Source organism: Niveispirillum sp. KHB5.9 (genome assembly GCF_048066115.1).
Taxonomy (GTDB): Bacteria; Pseudomonadota; Alphaproteobacteria; order Azospirillales; family Azospirillaceae; genus Niveispirillum.
The window spans coordinates 322,643-340,955 of record NZ_JBLTYX010000001.1; the positions used below are offsets into that span (position 1 = coordinate 322,643).

Sequence of the window (18,313 nt, forward strand, 5' to 3'; positions counted from 1 at the left end):
GACGGTCTTCCAGGCAGGGATGGTCGTTCGGTATGTCCACTAGCCTTTAGAGAATCTGGAGTCCGCCATGTCGATCATCTCGTTCCTGACGACCACGCAGATCGCGCAGCTGAGCACGACGACGATCGCATCGTGGAGCACGACAGAGCTCAGGCAGCTCACTTCCACTCAGACGTCGGCACTGGAAGTAACCCAGGTCGGCGTACTGTCCACCACACAGGTGGCGGGGCTGGCCACGACCCAGTTGTCGGGTTTCAGCACAACGACCGTCGGGTCGCTTACCACGACACAGCTGAATGCCATCAGCTCCGCGAACTTCGCCGGCTTGTCCGTGACGCAGTTCAATGCGTTGAGCGTGACGCAGGTCGGCGGCCTCTCAACCACGGCGGTCCGCGGTCTGAACAGCACCTTCATTTCGGGCCTGTCCACGACGCAGGCCGGCGCGCTGACCACGACCCAGCTGTTCGTCCTGACCACGGCGCAGATCCAGGCAATCGAGACCACCGATCTGGCGGCCTTCGGCACGGCGCAGATCGCAGCCCTGACCACGGCCCAGCTCGCGGCCCTGACCAGCTCGCAGTTCGCGGCGATCGAGACCACCGATCTGGCGGTGCTGACCACCACCCAGTTCCGCGTCCTGACGACGGCGCAGGTCGCCGGCCTCAGCGTCACCCAGGTTGGCGTCCTGACGCCGACGCAGATCGCGGCGATGACCACGACGCAGATCCGTGCCATTGAGAGCACCGATCTGGCCGTCTTCACGACGTCGCAGATCGGGGCATTGGTCAGCTCCCAGATCGCAGCCCTGACCACGACGCAGATCCAGGCGATCAACACCACTGATGTGGTGATCCTGAGCAGCACGCAGCTGAATTCGCTGACCACGGCCCAGGTCGGGGCGCTGACCACCACCCAGCTTGCCGCCATCACGGTGACGCAGCTGGCCCAGGTCGGCACCACGCAGATCCGTGGCCTGAACAGCACCTTGATATCGGCCCTGTCGACCACCCAGGCCGGCGCGCTGACCAGCACCCAGATCATGGCGCTGACCACGGCCCAGGTTCAGGCGATCGACACCACCGACTTGGCGGCCTTCGGCACGGCGCAGGTTGCAGCCCTGACCACGGCCCAGGTCGTGGCCCTGACCAGTTCGCAGCTCGCGGCGATCGAAACGACCGATCTGGTGGCTTTGACCACCACCCAGTTCCGCGCGCTGACGACGGCGCAGGTCGCCGGCCTCAACGTCACCCAGGTCAGTGTCCTGAACTCGACCCAGATTTCGTCGATGACCACGACGCAGATCCGCGCCATCGAGAGCACGGATCTGGTGACCTTCACTACGACGCAGTTCGGCGCGCTGACCAGTGCGCAGGTTGCCGCCCTGACGACGACGCAGATCCAGGCGATCAACACCACCGACGTGGCGGCGCTGAACAGCACGCAGCTGAATTCGCTGACCACGGCCCAGGTCGGGGCGCTGACCACGACGCAGCTGGCTGAGATTTCCGTCACGCAGCTGGCCCAGGTCGGCACCACGCAGATCCGTGGCCTGACCAGCACCCAGATCTCCGCCCTGTCGACCACCCAGGCCGGCGCGTTGACCAGCACGCAGATCGTGTCGCTGACCACCGCCCAGGTTCAGGCGATCGACACCACCGATCTGGCGGCCTTCGGCACGGCACAGGTTGCAGCCCTGACCACGGCCCAGATCGCGGCCCTGACCAGCTCGCAGTTCGCGGCGATCGAGACCACCGATCTGGCGGCCCTGACCACGACGCAGTTCCGCGTCCTGACGACGGCGCAGGTCGCCGGCCTCAGCGTCACCCAGGTTGGCATTCTGAGCTCGACCCAGATCGGGGCGATGACCACGACGCAGATCCGCGCCATCGAGAGCACGGATCTGGCGACCTTCACCACGACGCAGTTCGGTGCGCTGACCAGCTCGCAGGTAGCCTCGCTGACCACGACGCAGATCCAGGCGATCAGCACCACCGACGTGGCGGTCCTGAACAGCACGCAGCTGAACTCGCTGACCACGGCCCAGGTTGGTGCGCTGTCGACCACCCAGCTCGCCGCCGTCACGGTGACGCAGCTGGCCCAGGTCGGCACCACGCAGATCCGCGGCCTGACCAGCACCCTGATCTCCGCCCTGTCGACCACCCAGGCCGGTGCGCTGACCAGCACCCAGATCGTGTCGCTGACCACCGCCCAGGTTCAGGCGATCGACACCACCGATCTGGCGGCCTTCGGCACGGCGCAGATTGCAGCCCTGACCACGGCCCAGATCGTGGCCCTGACCAGCTCGCAGTTCGGTGCCATCGAGACCACCGATCTTGTGGCCCTGACCACGACGCAGTTCCGCGTCCTGACCGCGACCCAGGTCGCCGGCCTCAGCGTCACCCAGGTCAGTGTCCTGAACTCGACGCAGATTTCGTCGATGACCACGACGCAGATCCGCGCCATTGAGAGCACGGATCTGGTGACCTTCACCACCACGCAGTTCGGCGCGCTGACCAGCTCGCAGGTGGCGGCGCTGACTACCACGCAGATCCAGGCGATCAGCACCACCGACGTGGCGGCGCTGAACAGCACGCAGCTGAATTCGCTGACCACGGCCCAGGTCGGGGCGCTGACCACCACCCAGCTGGCTGAGATTTCCGTCACGCAGCTGGCCCAGATCGGCACCACGCAGATCCGTGGCCTGACCAGCACCCAGATCTCCGCCCTGTCGACCACCCAGGCCGGCGCGCTGACCAGCACCCAGATCGTGTCGCTGACCACCGCCCAGGTTCAGGCGATCGACACCACCGATCTGGCGGCCTTCGGCACGGCGCAGGTTGCGGCCCTGACCACGGCCCAGATCGTGGCGCTGACCAGCTCGCAGTTCGGTGCCATCGAGACCACCGATCTGGCGGCCCTGACCACCTCGCAGTTCCGCGTCTTGACCACGACCCAGATCGCCGGTCTCACCGTCACCCAGGTCAGCATCCTGAGCTCGACCCAGATCGGGGCGATGACCACGACGCAGGTCCGCGCCATCGAGAGCACGGATCTGGCGACCTTCACCACGACGCAGTTCGGTGCGCTGACCAGCTCGCAGGTGGCCTCGCTGACCACGACGCAGATCCAGGCGATCAGCACCACCGACGTGGCGGTCCTGAACAGCACGCAGCTGAACTCGCTGACCACGGCCCAGGTCGGGGCGCTGTCGACCACCCAGCTCGCCGCCGTCACGGTGACGCAGCTGGCCCAGGTCGGCACCACGCAGATCCGTGGCCTGACCAGCACCCTGATCTCCGCCCTGTCGACCACCCAGGCCGGCGCGCTGACCAGCACGCAGATCGTGGCGCTGACCACCGCCCAGGTTCAGGCGATCGACACCACCGATCTAGCGGCCTTCGGCACGGCGCAGGTTGCAGCGCTGACCACGGCCCAGATCGTGTCCCTGACCAGCTCGCAATTCGGTGCCATCGAGACCACCGATCTGGCGGCCCTGACCACCTCGCAGTTCCGGGTGCTGACCACGACCCAGGTCGCCGGCCTCACCGTCACCCAGGTCAGTGTCCTGAGCTCGACCCAGATCGGGGCGATGACCACGACACAGATCCGTGGCATCGAGAGCACGGATCTGGCGACCTTCACCACGGGTCAGATCGGTGCGCTGACCAGCTCGCATGTCGCGGCGCTGACCACCACGCAGATCCAGGCGATCAGCACCACCGATGTGGCCGTCCTGAGCAGCACGCAGCTGAATGCGCTGACCACAACTCTGGTTGGCGCGCTGACCACGACGCAGCTGGCTGAGATTTCCGCCACGCAGCTGGCGCAGATGGGCACCACGCAGGTCCGTGGCCTGACCAGCACCCAGATTTCCGCCCTGTCGACGACCCAGGCCGTCGCGCTGACCAGCACCCAGATCGTGTCGCTGACCACGGCGCAGGTGCAGGCGATCGACACCACCGATCTGGCGGCCTTCGGCACGGCACAGGTTGCAGCCCTGACCACGGCCCAGGTCGTGGCCCTGACCAGCTCGCAGTTCGGTGCCATCGAGACCACCGATCTTGTGGCCCTGACCACGACGCAGTTCCGCGTCTTGACCACGACCCAGGTCGCCGGCCTCAGCGTCACCCAGGTCAGCGTCCTGAGCTCGACGCAGATCGCGTCGATGACCACGACGCAGATCCGCGGTGTCGAGAGCACGGATCTGGCGACCTTCACCACGACGCAGTTCGGCGCGCTGACCAGTGCGCAGGTGGCGGCCCTGACCACCACGCAGATCCAGGCGATCAGCACCACCGACGTGGCGGTCCTGAACAGCACGCAGCTGAACTCGCTGACCACGGCCCAGGTCGGGGCGCTGACCACCACCCAGCTCGCCGCCGTCACGGTGACGCAGCTGGCCCAGGTCGGCACCACGCAGATCCGTGGCCTGACCAGCACCCTGATCTCCGCCCTGTCGACCACCCAGGCCGGCGCGCTGACCAGCACGCAGATCGTGGCGCTGACCACCGCCCAGGTTCAGGCGATCGACACCACCGATCTGGCGGCCTTCGGCACGGCGCAGGTTGCGGCCCTGACCACGGCCCAGATCGTGTCCCTGACCAGCTCGCAGTTCGGTGCCATCGAGACCACCGATCTGGCGGCCCTGACCACGACGCAGTTCCGCGTCCTGACCACGACCCAGATCGCCGGTCTCACCGTCACCCAGGTCAGTGTGCTGGGCAGCTCGCAGATCGCATCGATGACCACGACGCAAATCCGCGGCATCGAGAGTACGGACCTGATAACCTTCACCACGACGCAGTTCGGCGCGCTGACCAGTACCCATATCGCCGCGCTGACCACCACGCAGATCCAGGCGATCAGCACCACCGACGTGGCGGCCCTGAACAGCACGCAGCTGAACGCGCTGTCCACGGCCCAGGTCGGGGCGCTGACCACGACGCAGCTGGCGGAAGTTTCCGTCACGCAGCTGGCCCAGATCGGCACCACGCAGATCCGTGGCCTGACCAGCACCCAGATTTCCGCCCTGTCGACCACCCAGGCCGGCGCGCTGACCAGTACACAGATCGTGTCACTGACCACCGCCCAGGTTCAGGCGATCGACACCACGGATCTGGCGGCCTTCGGTACGGCGCAGGTTGCAGCATTGACCACGGCCCAGATCGTGTCCCTGACCAGCTCGCAGTTCGGTGCCATCGAGACCACGGATCTGGCTGCCCTGACCACGACACAGTTCCGGGTCCTGACCACGACCCAGGTCGCCGGTCTCACCGTCACCCAGATCGGCGTCCTGAACAGCTCGCAGATCGCGTCGATGACCACGACGCAGATCCGCGGTCTGGAAACCACCGATCTGGCGGTATTCAACACGACGCAGGCGGTGGCACTGACCAGCACCCTGATCTCGGCCCTGACGACGACGCAGATCCAGGCGATCAGCACCACCAACGTGGCGGCCCTGACCAGCACGCAGCTGAATGCGCTGACCACGGCCCAGGTCGGCGCGCTGACCACGACGCAGGTCGTCGAGATCAGTGTGACCCAGATCCCCTACCTGTCCACCACCGTGATCCGTGCGATCGAAACCAGCGATATCGCGGCCATGGTGTCCACGCAGACCGCCGTCCTGAACAGCACGCAGTTGGCGGCGCTGACGACCACGCAGATCGCAAGCTTCAGCACCACCGCTGTGGCTGGGCTCGTCACCGCCACGCAGATCCCGGCTGTCAGCTCCACCTTCGTCTCGGCACTGACGACGACGCAGCTGGGTGTCTTGTCGGCGGCGCAGGTCACGGCCTTCACCACGACCGCCATCGTGGGCCTGACCACGACGCAGATCGCCGCCTTCTCCACGACGCAGATCGGTGGTCTGGAAACCTCGGATATCGCGGCGCTGTCGGATATCCAGGCGAACAGCTTCACCTCCACGCAGACGGCGATCATGACCACTGGCCAGATTAACGCTCTGTTCTCCTGATCCAAGGCGTACCATTCGGGCCGGGCCAGTCCTTCGGGACGGGCCCGGCCCTTTTCTTTTCCGGCATAGGCCGACCCATACGATCGGTCACATTGCCCCCGGCCGCATGTCTGGTCAGGATGGGGGCATGTTCCATGAGGTCGGACCGAAGCCATGCATCATCGGCAGATACTGGACATGGCGCTGCGCGAGCTGCCGGCCGCGAAGGCGGCCTATCTCTCTCGCGTGGCCGACAATCTGTCCCGCGACCCGTCACTGGATGAACGGTCGCATCTGCTCTATCCCGTGCTGGCGGCCGCGGCCCGTGGCATCGAGCCCGTGCTGGAGCCGGCCGAATGCGCGCGCCTGGTGACGGTGTTCCTGGTGCGCAATGCCGACGGGGTGGCGCATGTCCTTTATTCCCCGGCCTATCTGCGCGACGGGGCGCGGGCCATGGCGCCCTGGGCGGCACGGCTGCAGGCCGATATCTCCATCGCCATCATGGATCAACTGGCCCACGGGCAACTGGTTCTGGACGAGCCCAAGGTCTGGCGCTTCGGTGCCGATTCCAGCCGCGACGCGACCTTTCCCTATGGAGAACCCGGCGGAGAGGATGGGGAGGAGCCCTGATCGGCCGATATCGGCTGGAAAAGTCCGGCACGGCGACCGGGGCGGGTCGCCGTGCCGTCAAGGTTCCGCAACTTTGCCCTGAACCGAAAAGTGGGCCCGGCGGCGGGGCTGCCGGTGCGACGGCGGGGTGGAAACGGTCCGGCGGATGGTTGCCGCCCCGCGACGTCGGTTTCGCCACCGGCCGCAACGGCAGGCAAGTGGCCAATCCTGTGTGGGAAAGCCCAAGAGGCACCCCCAAATCTGGTATCTGATAAGCAAGATGCAGGCCATTGGGATAGGTTTTGGGCACAGGCGCCGAAACCAGCCGTTTCTCTGGGCTGCAATATTGGAAACATCCTGGGGCGGCGGTCGGTCACATCTGTCTCATTGCCTTTTGCAAGCGCCAGTGGAGAATAGCGACATGTTTCTTGCGGAACGCAACGCCCCATGCAATCATCCCTGTATGAGCCAAGCCGCCCGCATCCTGATCGTCGAACCCGCCCCGTCCCTGTCGCATGCCTATGTGGCGGCGCTGAAGCGCGACGGGCATGACCTGTCGGTGGTCGATGGGGCCGTGGCCGCGCGCAAGGCCCTGGTGGAGGGCGGCGGGACCGATCTGCTGCTGATCAACCTGCAGCTGGGTGGCGGGCCCGGCATCGATCTGTTGCGTGAGCTGACGCACGCGGGCCTCGCACCACGCGCCATCGCCCTGACTGCGCAGGGATCGGTGCAGGTGGCAGTGGACGCGATGCGGGCCGGGGCGGCGGATGTGCTGCTGCTGCCTGTGGGTACCGACCGGCTCCGCGGGGCCGTCTCCGCCGTTCTGGCCCAGCCTGTGGCCACGCAGGAGGCGGCGCCGGCCGCCAAGGCGGCCAAGGCCCGTGGGCCGCGGATGCCGTCGGCGGGGGCGGAACCCGCGGTCACCGAATATTCCTTCTACGGTTTCATCGGCGCCTCCCCGCCCATGAAGGCCGCCTATCGCCTGATCGAGGCGGCGGCCCCGTCCAAGGCCACGGTGTTCATCACGGGGGAGAGCGGTACCGGCAAGGAGGTCTGCGCCGAGGCCATCCATCGCCGCAGCCCGCGCGCCCAGGGCCCCTTCATCGCCATCAACTGCGCCGCCATTCCCAAGGATCTGATGGAGTCGGAGATTTTCGGCCATGTGAAGGGCGCCTTCACCGGGGCCAGCACCGACCATTCCGGTGCGGCTTTGCAGGCCGATGGCGGCACCCTGTTCCTGGACGAGATCGGGGAGATGGATCTGTCCTTGCAGGCCAAGCTGCTGCGGTTCCTGCAGACCGGCATGGTCAAGAAGGTGGGCAGCGAGAAGCTGGAGCCGGTGGATGTGCGCATCGTCTGCGCCACCAACCGCGATCCCTATGCCGAGGTGCAGGCCGGCCGCTTCCGCGAGGACCTGTTCTACCGGTTGCAGGTGATTTCCATCGAGCTGCCGCCACTGCGGGAGCGCGGGGACGACATCCTGCTGATCGCGCGGCATTTCCTGGACAAGTACGGGCGGGAGGAACGCAAGTCGTTCAAGGGTTTCGACCGCGAGGCGGAGACCATCTTCAACACCTATGCCTGGCCCGGCAATGTGCGGCAGTTGCTGAATGTCATCCGCAATGTCGTGGTGCTGAATGACGGGGACGAGATCCGGCCCTTCATGCTGCCGCCACCGCTCAACAAGCCCACGATGATCGTGCCGCCGATTCTGCAGGATCCGCGCTGGGCTGCCGTGGCGGGGCCGCTGGCCAGCCAGATCGGGCAGAGTTTCCCGGCCCTGGCCGCCCCGCCGTCGGGCCCGTTCGCCGGCCTTGGCATTCCGGGTGTGCCCATTCCCGGCATCGGGCGGTCGGCTCCTCTCCCCTCCCCACCTCCCCCGCCACCGGCATCGGCCGATGGCTGGCAGGATGACGAGCGGCGCATCCGCCCGCTCTGGCAGGTGGAGGAGGAGACGATCGACGAGGCGATCCGTCTGTGCCATGGCAACATCACCCGTGCGGCGGCTTTGCTGGAAATAAATCCCTGCACCATCTATCGTCGTCGCCAGAAGAAGCGCGCGGGCTGAGCCTGTAACGGAAAGAACAGCGATGATCACCGAGATCCGGCACATCATCTTCTCCAACGACGAGCTGAAGCTCGTCTTCCAGTCCGTTCCCCTGGAAGGGTTCGACCCCGCGCGGCGCATCACCCGCATCCAGGTGGTCGAAGGCCCGCCCCCCTCCATCCGCATTCAGACGGAGGCACCCGGCGGCGGTGCCCGTGCCGAGCTGGAGGTGGAAAGCTATCAGTTGGCCCGGCTGATGGTCGCCTATTGCCGGGACAAGAAGATCCCGCTGCCCAAGGATGCGCTGAAAACCATCCATGCCCAGGGCGATGCGCTGTGCTTTTCCATCATGAGCACGCTGGGATAGGCTGTTTCAGGGCGCCCTCAAACGCCGGGCGGGCCCATCCGGGCCCTTGGCTTGCGCGACCACGCGGTCGCGGTCCGGCAGTCGCCGGCCTATGTCGATCGTGCAGGTGACGGGTTGGAATCAGGCACCGGTCGGCCTATACTGATCCTGCTGGAACCAGACACGGAATCGGGACCATGGAAGTCAGCTCCTCCGCCGGTTATGCCTCGGCCGTCAGTCTGCTGAATACACGCAGCCAGATCCAGACCGAGCAGGTGCGCGCCGCCTCCGACCAGACGCAGCAGGTGACAGACCTGCTCTCCGGTGGTGGTGCGACGCAATCCGCCGCAACGGGTGGGCGCGGCCAGATCGTCGATATCCGGGTCTGATCCCGCCATCTCAAGATTCTCCGTACTTCGGGCCCGGTCGACAGCCATCGACCGGGCCTTTCTGTTTGATTTACACGTTCCTCAGGCGCCGGCGTGGCCTCCGGCCACTTGGCTTCACGCGGGCATGGGCCCGTGGGCCGCCGGTCGGCGGCCTGCACCGGTCCTTGTCACGACCGTTGCCATGCACCCGGCTTATCCGCAAAGGTCATCAACGGTCGCCTATGCTTTATGGCCAGCCGGTCCGCGCACCCCCTATCCTTCGCGATTCCAAGCCGTTATCTTGTCGGCCACGAAAGGCGCCCGGCAGTGGCGCGGCAGCAAGGACGAATGGCATGAGCGACATTTCCATTGGCGTGGGTGGTCCGGCAGATCAGGGCCGCTTGGCGATGGACGCCGGCAATCATGCCGAGGCGGTGCCCCTGCTGCGGGAGGCGATCCTGGACGATCCCGGCGACGCAACGCTGCGCGCCGACCTGGGTGTGGCGCTGGAGACGCTGGAGGATTATGACGGTGCGGCCCAGGCCTATGCCGCCGCCGCCGCGCTGGAGCCGGACAATCCCATCTTCCATTTCAACCAGGGCGCCGTGGCCCAGGCGCGGGGCCGCGCCCATGATGCCGCCGGCCATTATCTGGACGCGCTGGAGCGCGAGCCCCTGTTCGCCGAAGCCTATTACAACCTGGGCACCCTGTTCTTCGATGCCGGCCATTTGGAGATCGCGGCAGAGCATTATGGCAACGCCCTGAAGGCGCGGCCCGATTATGCGGAGGCTGCCAGCAACCTGGGCCTGACATTCCGTCGCCTGGGCCGGCAGGAGGCGGCGGTGGAACAGTTCCAGCTGGCCCTGCGCCTGCGCCCGGAACTGACCATCACCCATTCCAACCTGGGCCTGACCCTGGCGGAAGCCGGGCGCTATGACGAGGCCATCGCCTGTTTCGGTCAGGCGCTGGCCATGGACCCGGAAAGCTCGTCCCTGCATATCAACATCTCGCTGGCCTGGCGTGGGATCGGGCGGATCGACATGGCGGCCGATGCGGCGCTGAAGGCCCTGCGTCTGGCGCCCGACAGCACGACGGCCCAGGTGGAGCTGGGTGCCGTCGCCGCCAACCTACGGCGCACAGGGGCCGAGGCGACCCTGGGAAGCCTGCTGGATGGCTGGCGGGAGATCGCGGGCGATACCGCGCAGCTTCAGCACACGCTGGCGGCGTTGGGTGAGGCCCCGGCCCCGTTGCGTGCCGGCGATGCCTATCTGGCCCAGACCTTCGACGCATCGGCCAAGCGCTTCGACGAGATGATCGGGTCGTTGGGCTATGCCGTGCCCGAGGCCATCGGCGAGGCGCTGCTGCGTCATGTCGGCGAGGGCAAGGCGGACAAGGACATCCTGGATGCCGGCTGCGGCACGGGCCTGGCGGCCCCGCACCTGGCGGCCTATGCCAAGAGCCTGACGGGTGTCGATCTGTCCCTGTCCATGTTGCAGCAGGCCCTGCGCCGCGGGCTCTATTCGTCGCTGGACCAGGCGGAACTGGGTGCCTATCTGATCGCCCGGCCACAAAGCTTCGACATTGTCACCGCCGGCGACGTGCTGTGCTATTTCGGGGAGCTGGAGGATTTGTTCCGTTCCGCCGGCAACAGCCTGCGTCCGGGCGGCCTGCTGATCGCCTCGGCGGAAACCGTGTCGGCCGGCAAGCCCTATGTTCTGCATGAGGGTGGGCGTTATGCCCATGATCCGGCCTATGTGCAGGAAAGTCTGGTGAAGGCCGGGCTGACGATGGTGGAACTGGCACCGCTGGTCCTGCGTTACGAAGGTGGCAAGCCCGTGGAGGGCGTGCTGGCCATCGCCCGCAAATCCTGACCCGCCAACGGCCCGAATAGTCTTTTCCCGGGGGCAGGGGCGTGCGATTGAGTGCGCTCCGGCCCCCTTTGTCTTCAGAACCCGCGTGTGTATATGACCCAGCCCCCCACCATCATCCCGGTCCTGCTGTCCGGTGGCTCCGGTTCCCGCCTCTGGCCCGTGTCGCGTGAACGGTTTCCAAAGCAGCTTCTGAAGCTCAGCGGCGACCGCACCATGATCCAGGAGACGGCGCTGCGCGTGGGCGCGGATTTCGGCTTTGCCGACCCGATCGTCATCTGCAACCAGGAACACAGGTTCGCCATCGCCGAGCAGCTGCAGGAAGTGGGCATCCGCCCCACCGAACTGGTGCTGGAACCGTTCGGGCGCAATACGGCGCCGGCGGCGGCCGTGGCGGCGCGACTGGCGGCGCGGCGCGATCCGGCCGCGCTGGTCCTGCTGTTGCCGGCCGACCATGTCATCCTGGCGGCCGATGCCTTCCGCGCCGCCGTGGCGCAGGGGGCGGTGGCGGCGGCTTCCGGCAAGCTGGTCACCTTCGGCATCCAGCCGACCAGCCCGGAAACCGGTTACGGCTATATTGAAACGGGCGAGCCGATTGCGGGTGCCCAGGGTGCCTTCGCCGTGAAGCAGTTCGCGGAGAAGCCGAAGCTGGAGGTGGCGAAGGCCTATGTGGCCGGCGGCCGGCACCTCTGGAACAGCGGCATGTTCCTGTTCCGCGCCGACCGGTTCGTGGCGGAACTGGAGCGCCATGCACCGGATGCCCTGGCGGCGGCCGATGCGGCCATCGCGGCGGCCAAGGTCGACCTGGATTTCCTGCGCCTGGACCCCGAGACCTTCGCCAAGGCCCCCAACATCTCCATCGATTTCGCGGTCATGGAGAAGACGGACAGTGCGGCCATCGTGCCCTGCGACATCGGCTGGACCGATGTCGGCGCCTGGAGCGCGCTCTGGGACATCGCCGGCAAGGATGCGGGCGGCAATGCCGTGCTGGGCGATGCCATCCTGGTGGATGCGCAGAATAATCTGGTGCGGGGCGAGGTCGGGCTGACCGCCCTGGTCGGTGTGAAGGACCTTGTGGTCATCACCACCGACGATGCCGTGCTGGTCGCCGACCGGGCGCGGGTACAGGATGTGAAGGCCGTCGTCGACCGGCTGAAGGCGGAGGGGCGGACGGAGCGGCTGGACCATCGCCGCACCTACCGTCCCTGGGGCTATTCCCATCTGGTACATCAGGGGGCGGGGTTCGAGGTGCGGCGCCTGACCATCCGGCCCGGCCATAAAATCTCCCTGCAGAGACATGAGCACCGGGCGGAACACTGGATCGTTGTCCAAGGCGAGGCCAGGGTGACGCTGGGGGATGAGAAGCGCATCGTCCGCCTGAACGAGAGCGTGTTCATCCCCGCCGGTGTGCCGCACCGGCTGGAGAATGAGGGCGATACCGACCTGTGCCTGGTGGAGGTGCAGACCGGTGAGGTGATCAGCGTCGATGACATCTTGCGCATCGAGGATCATTACGGCCGGGCGTAATCGCTGTTGACCGCATATCGCGCTGCGGCAACCATGGCGGCCTCCCCTAGCCCGGAGCCGCCATGCGCCTGGATCGCCGTCACCTGCTGATCACCGCCCTGTCCCTGCCCTTCACCCTGCCGGCGACCGCGCAAGGCGCCTCGCTGCTGGACCGGGTACGCAAGGCGGGGGTGATCCGTATAGGGACGACAGGGGATTATTTCCCCTATTCCTTCCGCGACCTGAAGACCGGTGGTTTCCAGGGGTACGAGATCGATGTGGCCACGCGGCTGGCCGCCGATCTGGGCGTGAAGCTGCAACTGGTGCAGGCAACCTGGCCGACGCTGGTGGCCGGCCTGATGGCCCGCAAATACGACATCGCCGCCACGGGCGTGACGGTGACGCCGGAACGGGCCAAGGCGGTGGCGTTCAGCAAGGCCTATCTGCACCCGACCTTCATCCCCCTGATCCTGAAGAAGGATGCGGAGCGGTTCAAAAGCTGGGACGACCTGGACCAGCCGGGGGTGACCATCGCCGTACAGCAGGGTACCGCGCCGGAGACCATGGCCAAGAAGGTGTTCACAAAGGCCCGCATCCTGTCGGTGGCCGACCCGGTGATCGATTTCACCGAGGTGCTGGCCGGCCGCGCCCAGGCCGCCTTCACCGACAATCTGTATTTCCTGACCAAGATCGGAAGGGAATATCCGCAACTGACCATGCTGACCAACGGCACCCGTCCCGGCACGGAGACGGACAATGCCATCATGAGCATGCCGGGCGATGCCGACTGGCTGCTGTGGCTGAACAAATGGATCGATGCCCGCCTGGCCGATGGCTTCTTCGACGGGCTGTTCAAGACCTGGTTCGAGGGCACGGGGCCGGCCCGGTGATCCGCCGCCTGCCGCCCCTGCTGGTCCTGGCAATGCTGCTGGCCGGCTGTGCCGGCGACGGCTGGCACATCGTCGATCCACGCACGGACGAGGGCTGGGGCAATATCGCCTTCCTGCTGGCGGGTGCCGGCCTGACCCTGGGCCTGTCGGCGGCGGCACTGGCGTTGGCCATGGTCATCGGGCTGGTCACCGCCATTGCACGGGGCAGCCGCTGGCGGGCCCTGCGCCTGGGCAGCGGCGCCTATGTCGAACTGATGCGTACCCTGCCCCTGTTCGTGCTGCTGCTCTGGGTGTTCTACGCCCTGCCCATCCTGGTGCAGGGGCTGGACCCGGATGGCGTGGGTTTCGCGCTGCTGGGCTGGATTTCGACGCTGACCCCTTTCACGGCGGCAGTCATCGCCCTGGCGCTGAATGCCGGGGCCTTCCTGTCGGAGATTTTCCGGGCGGGGATCGAAGGGGTGCCGAAGGGGCAGGTGGAGGCGGCACAGTCGCTGGGCATGGGCCGCTGGCTGACGCTGCGCCGCATCGTCCTGCCCCAGGCCCTGCGCCGCATGCTGCCGCCCATCGTCGGGCAGTTCATCCATACGGTGAAGGACAGTTCGCTGGCATCGGCCATCGGTCTGGCCGAACTGACCCGCCGGGCCACGGAATTGCAGACCCAGACCTATCGCCCGCTGGAACTCTACACGCTGCTGGCCCTGGAATATCTGGTGATCCTGCTGCTGCTGTCGCGCCTGTCGCGCTGGCTGGAGCGGCGCTGGGGCGGCGAGAGGTAGTGCCACTGGCAGGAACGAAGTTCGTGCCAGTGAGGCCGGCGACTGCCGGCCCGCGCCCCCATGGGCGCGTAAGCCAAGCCGACGGACGTCGGCGCCCGGCGCCTGAGGGCGCATGAAGGTAGTGCCTGAACGGACGCTACCTTTCCCCCTCCCCTTCAAGGGCCAAGCTCTGTTACTCTTTGATGGAAGCACCCCCGATGCAGGGGTGCCGGCAAAGGGGAAGGAGGCGCCATGAGCACCGTGACAACCGATTGCCTGCTCTACACACGCCACAGTACGGAAGGCGTGGCGGAGATCACCTTCAATCGGCCGAACTGTCTGAACGCCTTGAACCTGGACATGGCGGCCGCCTTCGCGGAGGCGGCGACCAATGCCGCCAACGACCCCAAGGTGCGGGTGCTGATCCTGACGGGGCGCGGTACCAGCTTCATGTCGGGCGGCGATATCAATGCCTTCCACAAGCTGCTGTCGGCGCCGGCGGCGGAGCGGCGGGACCATATCTCCCGCCTGATCGACTTCACCCATCAGGCGGTGACGGCACTGCGCCGCATGGAAAAGCCGGTGATTGCCGGCATCCATGGCACGGCGGCGGGGCCGGGCATCGGCATCACCCTGGCCTGCGATCTGGTGGTGGCGTCCGACCGCGCTGTCTTCCAGATGGCTTACGGCCCCCTGGGCACGACGCCGGAGGCCGGGGCCACCCATGCCCTGCCGCGCCTTGTCGGCTCGCGCCGCGCGGCGGAACTGGCGCTGCTGGACCGGCGCCTGACGGCGCTGGAGGCGCTGGAACTGGGCATTGTCAACCGCATCTGCCCGGCACCGATGCTGGCGGAGGAAACGCGTTGCGTGGCGCGCAAACTGGCCGGTGGGGCCGCTATCGCGTCCGGCCGGACCAAGCGTCTGCTGTATCTGTCGCTGGAGCATAATTTCCAGCAGCAGCTGGCGGCGGAGCGGGAGACCTTCCTGTCGGCCATCGACAGCCCGGAATTCGCCGAGGGCATCACCGCCTTCGTGGAACGCCGCCGGCCGTTCTTCGGCGGCTGCTGACGGGCATCTGTGGCAAAGGCGTGAGGATGCCGCATGCGACATCCTCACCCAGCGCACATCCCGCACCCGCGAACGCAGTTGCAACTTAATCGCAGGTAAAGTACCACCGGGGATGTGGGGTGCATCCCAGGGGACGGATGATGGCGAAGCGGAATTTCGTGCGGGTTGCGGCGGGCATGGCCCTGTCGGCATTGCTGGCCGGTCCAGCCATGGCGGAGCCGATGGTGAACGGGCATTCCCTGTCGCCCTGGGGCATGTTCATGGCCGCCGATTGGGTGGTGAAGTCGGTGATGATCGGGCTGGCCGCCGCATCCGTTGCCACCTGGACCATCTTCATCGCCAAGCTGCTGGAACTGTCGGCCGCCAAGCGCCGCGCCGCCGAGGCGCTCGCTCGCCTGGATGCGGCCCGCGGTCTGGCCGACGCCACAGCCGGCCTGTCCGATCCGCGCGACCCGTCGGCCCCGATGCTGCGTGCCGTGCTGGAGGAACTGGAACAGTCCGCCGACCTGCCCGTCGACGGCATCAAGGAACGCGCCGCCAGCCGGCTGGAACGGATCGAGGCCGCCGTGGCCCGCGCATCGTCGCGCGGCACGGGCGTACTGGCCTCGATCGGCGCCACGGCCCCGTTCGTGGGCCTGTTCGGCACCGTCTGGGGCATCATGAACAGCTTCATCGGCATCGCCGAAAGCCACACGACCAACCTGGCCGTCGTGGCGCCCGGCATCGCGGAGGCGCTGCTGGCCACGGCTATCGGCCTGGTGGCGGCCATCCCGGCCGTGCTGGTCTATAACGCCCTGACGCGCATCATCGGCGGCTATCGTGCCCAGGTGGGCGATGCGTCGGCCGCCGTGCTGCGCATCCTGTCGCGCGATCTGGACCGGCGCGGCGTGAAGCCCCGCCTGCGTGCCGCGGAGTAAGGCCGATGGCCGCGAAGCTGCGTACCGGCGGGGATGACGACCTGTCGGAAAACCACGAGATCAATGTCACGCCCTTCATCGACGTGATGCTGGTGCTGCTGATCATCTTCATGGTGGCGGCCCCGCTGGCCACCGTCGATGTGCCGGTCGACCTGCCGGCTTCCAGCGCACCCAATGCCGAACGCCCGCCCAAGCCGCTGTTCCTGTCGGTGAAGGCGGATTTGGGTTTGGCCATCGACGATACGCCGGTGGCGGGCAAGGACGCGCTGGCCGCCGCCCTTGACGCCGCCACGGGCGGCGACAAGGAACAACGCGTGTTCCTGCGCGCCGACAAGACCGTGCCCTATGGCGACCTGATGGATGTGATGAACAGCCTGCGCGATGCCGGCTATCTGAAGGTCGCACTGGTCGGGCTGGACGGTGCCGCCGTGGGGGCCGCACCGTGAGCGTGGCGGTGCTGCCGCAGGGTGGGGTGCGCTGGCCCATGGCCTTCGCCCTGGCACTCGGCGCGCATCTGGCGGTGGCGGGCTTCGTGGCCCTGAAGCCGCAGGCACCGCCCCTGCCTGAACCGCCGCCGGCCCAGCCGGCCCTGCTGCTGGATCTGGCACCGCCGGCTCCGCCGCCACCACCCCCTCCCCCACCGCCCAAGCCGGTGGTGCAGCCCCCGGCGCCCAAGCCGCCGCCGGTCATCGAGCGGGCGGCGGCCAAGCTGCCGCCCCCGCCCAAGGAGAAGGCGCGGCCGGAGCCGCCGACCCAAACCCCGCCGCAGTCCATGGCCGACCCGGCCCCAGCCGCCAAGCAGGTTGCCGATGCCGACCCGACGAGCAGCCGCGCGGCACCCGCCGGTCCACCGCCCGACGCCATGGCCCTGTTCCAGGGCAAGCTGATGGCGCATCTCGGCCGGCACAAGCGCTATCCCATGGGTGCGCGCCAACGGCGCCAACAGGGCACCGCCTGGGTCCGGCTGACGGTGGACCGCCAGGGACGGGTACTGTCGCATAAGCTGGAGCGCAGCTGCGGCGTGGAACTGCTGGACCGGGAGGCGGAGGAACTGCTGGCAAGGGCCCAACCGCTGCCGGAGATCCCGGCCGAACTGGGTCAGGACCAGATGGAACTGGTGCTGCCGGTGGAATTCAGCCTGCGATAGGCTGGAGTGTGCGGGCCCGTTTCGTGGCCACGGGTTCGGCCATCACGGCCGGCGGGTCGCGGCTGAACAGCACGTCGGTCTGCGTGTCGGGCAGGCGGGAGATCGGTACCAGCCCCTGCGGCCGCGTCCAGTTCAGATACCAGGCGTAACTATACTGGTTCTCGATGGCACCGGCCCGGAAACCCGCGTCGGTGAAACGCTGGAAGATGGCGTGCCAGGCATCCGGACCATCCTCCACGCTGGCTTCCACCAGCACATGGCGCAGGTTGGGGAACCGGTCCAGATGGGCCAGGATATGTTCCAGCACCGGCCGTTCCGCGCCTTCGATATCGATCTTGATGAAGGCGGTGCTGTGCGCTTCCGCCTTGCTGAGAATCTCATCGATGGGCAGGGCGGGAACGGTGCCGCCCGCGTCGAAGCCGCGACCTTCCAGGATCGTGGTGCGGCCGATATTGCTGGCCGGCCCGTCATAGATCGTCACCTCCCCCCGTTTGTCGGCGACGGCGACGTTGCGCACGCTGACCGGCAGCGGCGCGTTCATGTCGACATTGTCCTGCAGCAGGGCGGCAATCCGGGGTGATGCCTCGATGGCGATGACGGCACCGGTGGAGCCGGTCAGGTGTGCGGCCAGCAAGGTGAAGAAGCCGACATTGGCACCGATATCGACCACGACGTCACCCGGGCGGATCGATGCCTCGAATTGGGCGGAGACCTCCGGTTCCCAGACGCCGAAATGGATGATGCAGTTCTGGATCAGGTCCCGCTCGTCGCAGGCCATGGCCGCACCGAAATAGGTCGTGGCGATCCGCCGGGGCCGAAGGACACGGATAATC

At 67.1% G+C, this 18,313-nt stretch carries 14 protein-coding genes; 13 read left to right on the forward strand and 1 reads right to left on the reverse strand.

The genetic code is table 11. The annotated features are described in order from the left end of the window. Positions 1–67: 67 nt before the first annotated feature. The 13 genes from ACM9HJ_RS01375 (at position 68) to ACM9HJ_RS01435 (ending at position 17,480) form a co-directional block, all read left to right on the forward strand. Positions 68–5,980 carry a beta strand repeat-containing protein gene (locus tag ACM9HJ_RS01375; protein ID WP_416569874.1) on the forward strand — a complete coding sequence of 1,971 codons (5,913 nt, stop codon included), beginning with the start codon at positions 68–70 and terminating at the stop codon, positions 5,978–5,980. Positions 5,981–6,133: 153 nt separating this feature from the next. Beyond that, the gene (locus ACM9HJ_RS01380; protein WP_416569875.1) at positions 6,134–6,589 is read left to right on the forward strand and encodes a hypothetical protein; all 456 of its coding nucleotides are present in this window, start codon (positions 6,134–6,136) and stop codon (positions 6,587–6,589) included. Positions 6,590–7,031: 442 nt separating this feature from the next. After that, on the forward strand, positions 7,032–8,636 hold the full coding sequence (locus ACM9HJ_RS01385) for a sigma-54-dependent transcriptional regulator (protein WP_416569876.1): 1,605 nt from the start codon (positions 7,032–7,034) through the stop codon (positions 8,634–8,636). Positions 8,637–8,658: 22 nt separating this feature from the next. Continuing rightward, positions 8,659–8,982 carry a hypothetical protein gene (locus ACM9HJ_RS01390; RefSeq protein ID WP_416569877.1) on the forward strand — a complete coding sequence of 108 codons (324 nt, stop codon included), beginning with the start codon at positions 8,659–8,661 and terminating at the stop codon, positions 8,980–8,982. A 176-nt stretch (positions 8,983–9,158) separates the two neighbouring features. Continuing rightward, the gene (locus tag ACM9HJ_RS01395; protein WP_416569878.1) at positions 9,159–9,350 is read left to right on the forward strand and encodes a hypothetical protein; all 192 of its coding nucleotides are present in this window, start codon (positions 9,159–9,161) and stop codon (positions 9,348–9,350) included. Between the two features lie 332 nt (positions 9,351–9,682). Beyond that, the gene (locus tag ACM9HJ_RS01400; protein ID WP_416569879.1) at positions 9,683–11,200 is read left to right on the forward strand and encodes a tetratricopeptide repeat protein; all 1,518 of its coding nucleotides are present in this window, start codon (positions 9,683–9,685) and stop codon (positions 11,198–11,200) included. A gap of 93 nt (positions 11,201–11,293) precedes the next feature. Next, positions 11,294–12,724, forward strand: coding sequence for a mannose-1-phosphate guanylyltransferase/mannose-6-phosphate isomerase (locus ACM9HJ_RS01405; RefSeq protein ID WP_416569880.1), 1,431 nt, complete (start codon positions 11,294–11,296; stop codon positions 12,722–12,724). 62 nt (positions 12,725–12,786) lie between these two features. Further along, the gene (locus ACM9HJ_RS01410; RefSeq protein ID WP_416569881.1) at positions 12,787–13,593 is read left to right on the forward strand and encodes a transporter substrate-binding domain-containing protein; all 807 of its coding nucleotides are present in this window, start codon (positions 12,787–12,789) and stop codon (positions 13,591–13,593) included. Next, complete coding sequence (locus tag ACM9HJ_RS01415) at positions 13,590–14,369, forward strand: amino acid ABC transporter permease (RefSeq protein ID WP_416569882.1); 780 nt, start codon at positions 13,590–13,592, stop codon at positions 14,367–14,369. Before ACM9HJ_RS01410 ends, ACM9HJ_RS01415 begins: the two co-directional genes overlap by 4 nt. 231 nt (positions 14,370–14,600) lie before the next feature. After that, entirely contained in the window at positions 14,601–15,416 is an 816-nt protein-coding gene (locus tag ACM9HJ_RS01420; protein WP_416569883.1) for an enoyl-CoA hydratase/isomerase family protein, read from the forward strand. 140 nt (positions 15,417–15,556) lie between these two features. Beyond that, on the forward strand, positions 15,557–16,333 hold the full coding sequence (gene exbB, locus ACM9HJ_RS01425; protein WP_416569884.1) for a tonB-system energizer ExbB: 777 nt from the start codon (positions 15,557–15,559) through the stop codon (positions 16,331–16,333). Between the two features lie 5 nt (positions 16,334–16,338). Further along, positions 16,339–16,779: a TonB system transport protein ExbD gene (gene exbD, locus ACM9HJ_RS01430; RefSeq protein WP_416569885.1), complete on the forward strand. Its 441-nt coding sequence runs from the start codon at positions 16,339–16,341 to the stop codon at positions 16,777–16,779. Further along, positions 16,776–17,480, forward strand: a complete 705-nt coding sequence (locus ACM9HJ_RS01435) for an energy transducer TonB family protein (RefSeq protein WP_416569886.1) — start codon at positions 16,776–16,778, stop codon at positions 17,478–17,480. Before exbD ends, ACM9HJ_RS01435 begins: the two co-directional genes overlap by 4 nt. Here the strand turns inward: ACM9HJ_RS01435 and ACM9HJ_RS01440 are convergent. After that, positions 17,467–18,258 carry an FkbM family methyltransferase gene (locus ACM9HJ_RS01440; RefSeq protein ID WP_416569887.1) on the reverse strand — a complete coding sequence of 264 codons (792 nt, stop codon included), beginning with the start codon at positions 18,256–18,258 and terminating at the stop codon, positions 17,467–17,469. The genes ACM9HJ_RS01435 and ACM9HJ_RS01440 overlap by 14 nt on opposite strands. Positions 18,259–18,313 lie beyond the last annotated feature (55 nt).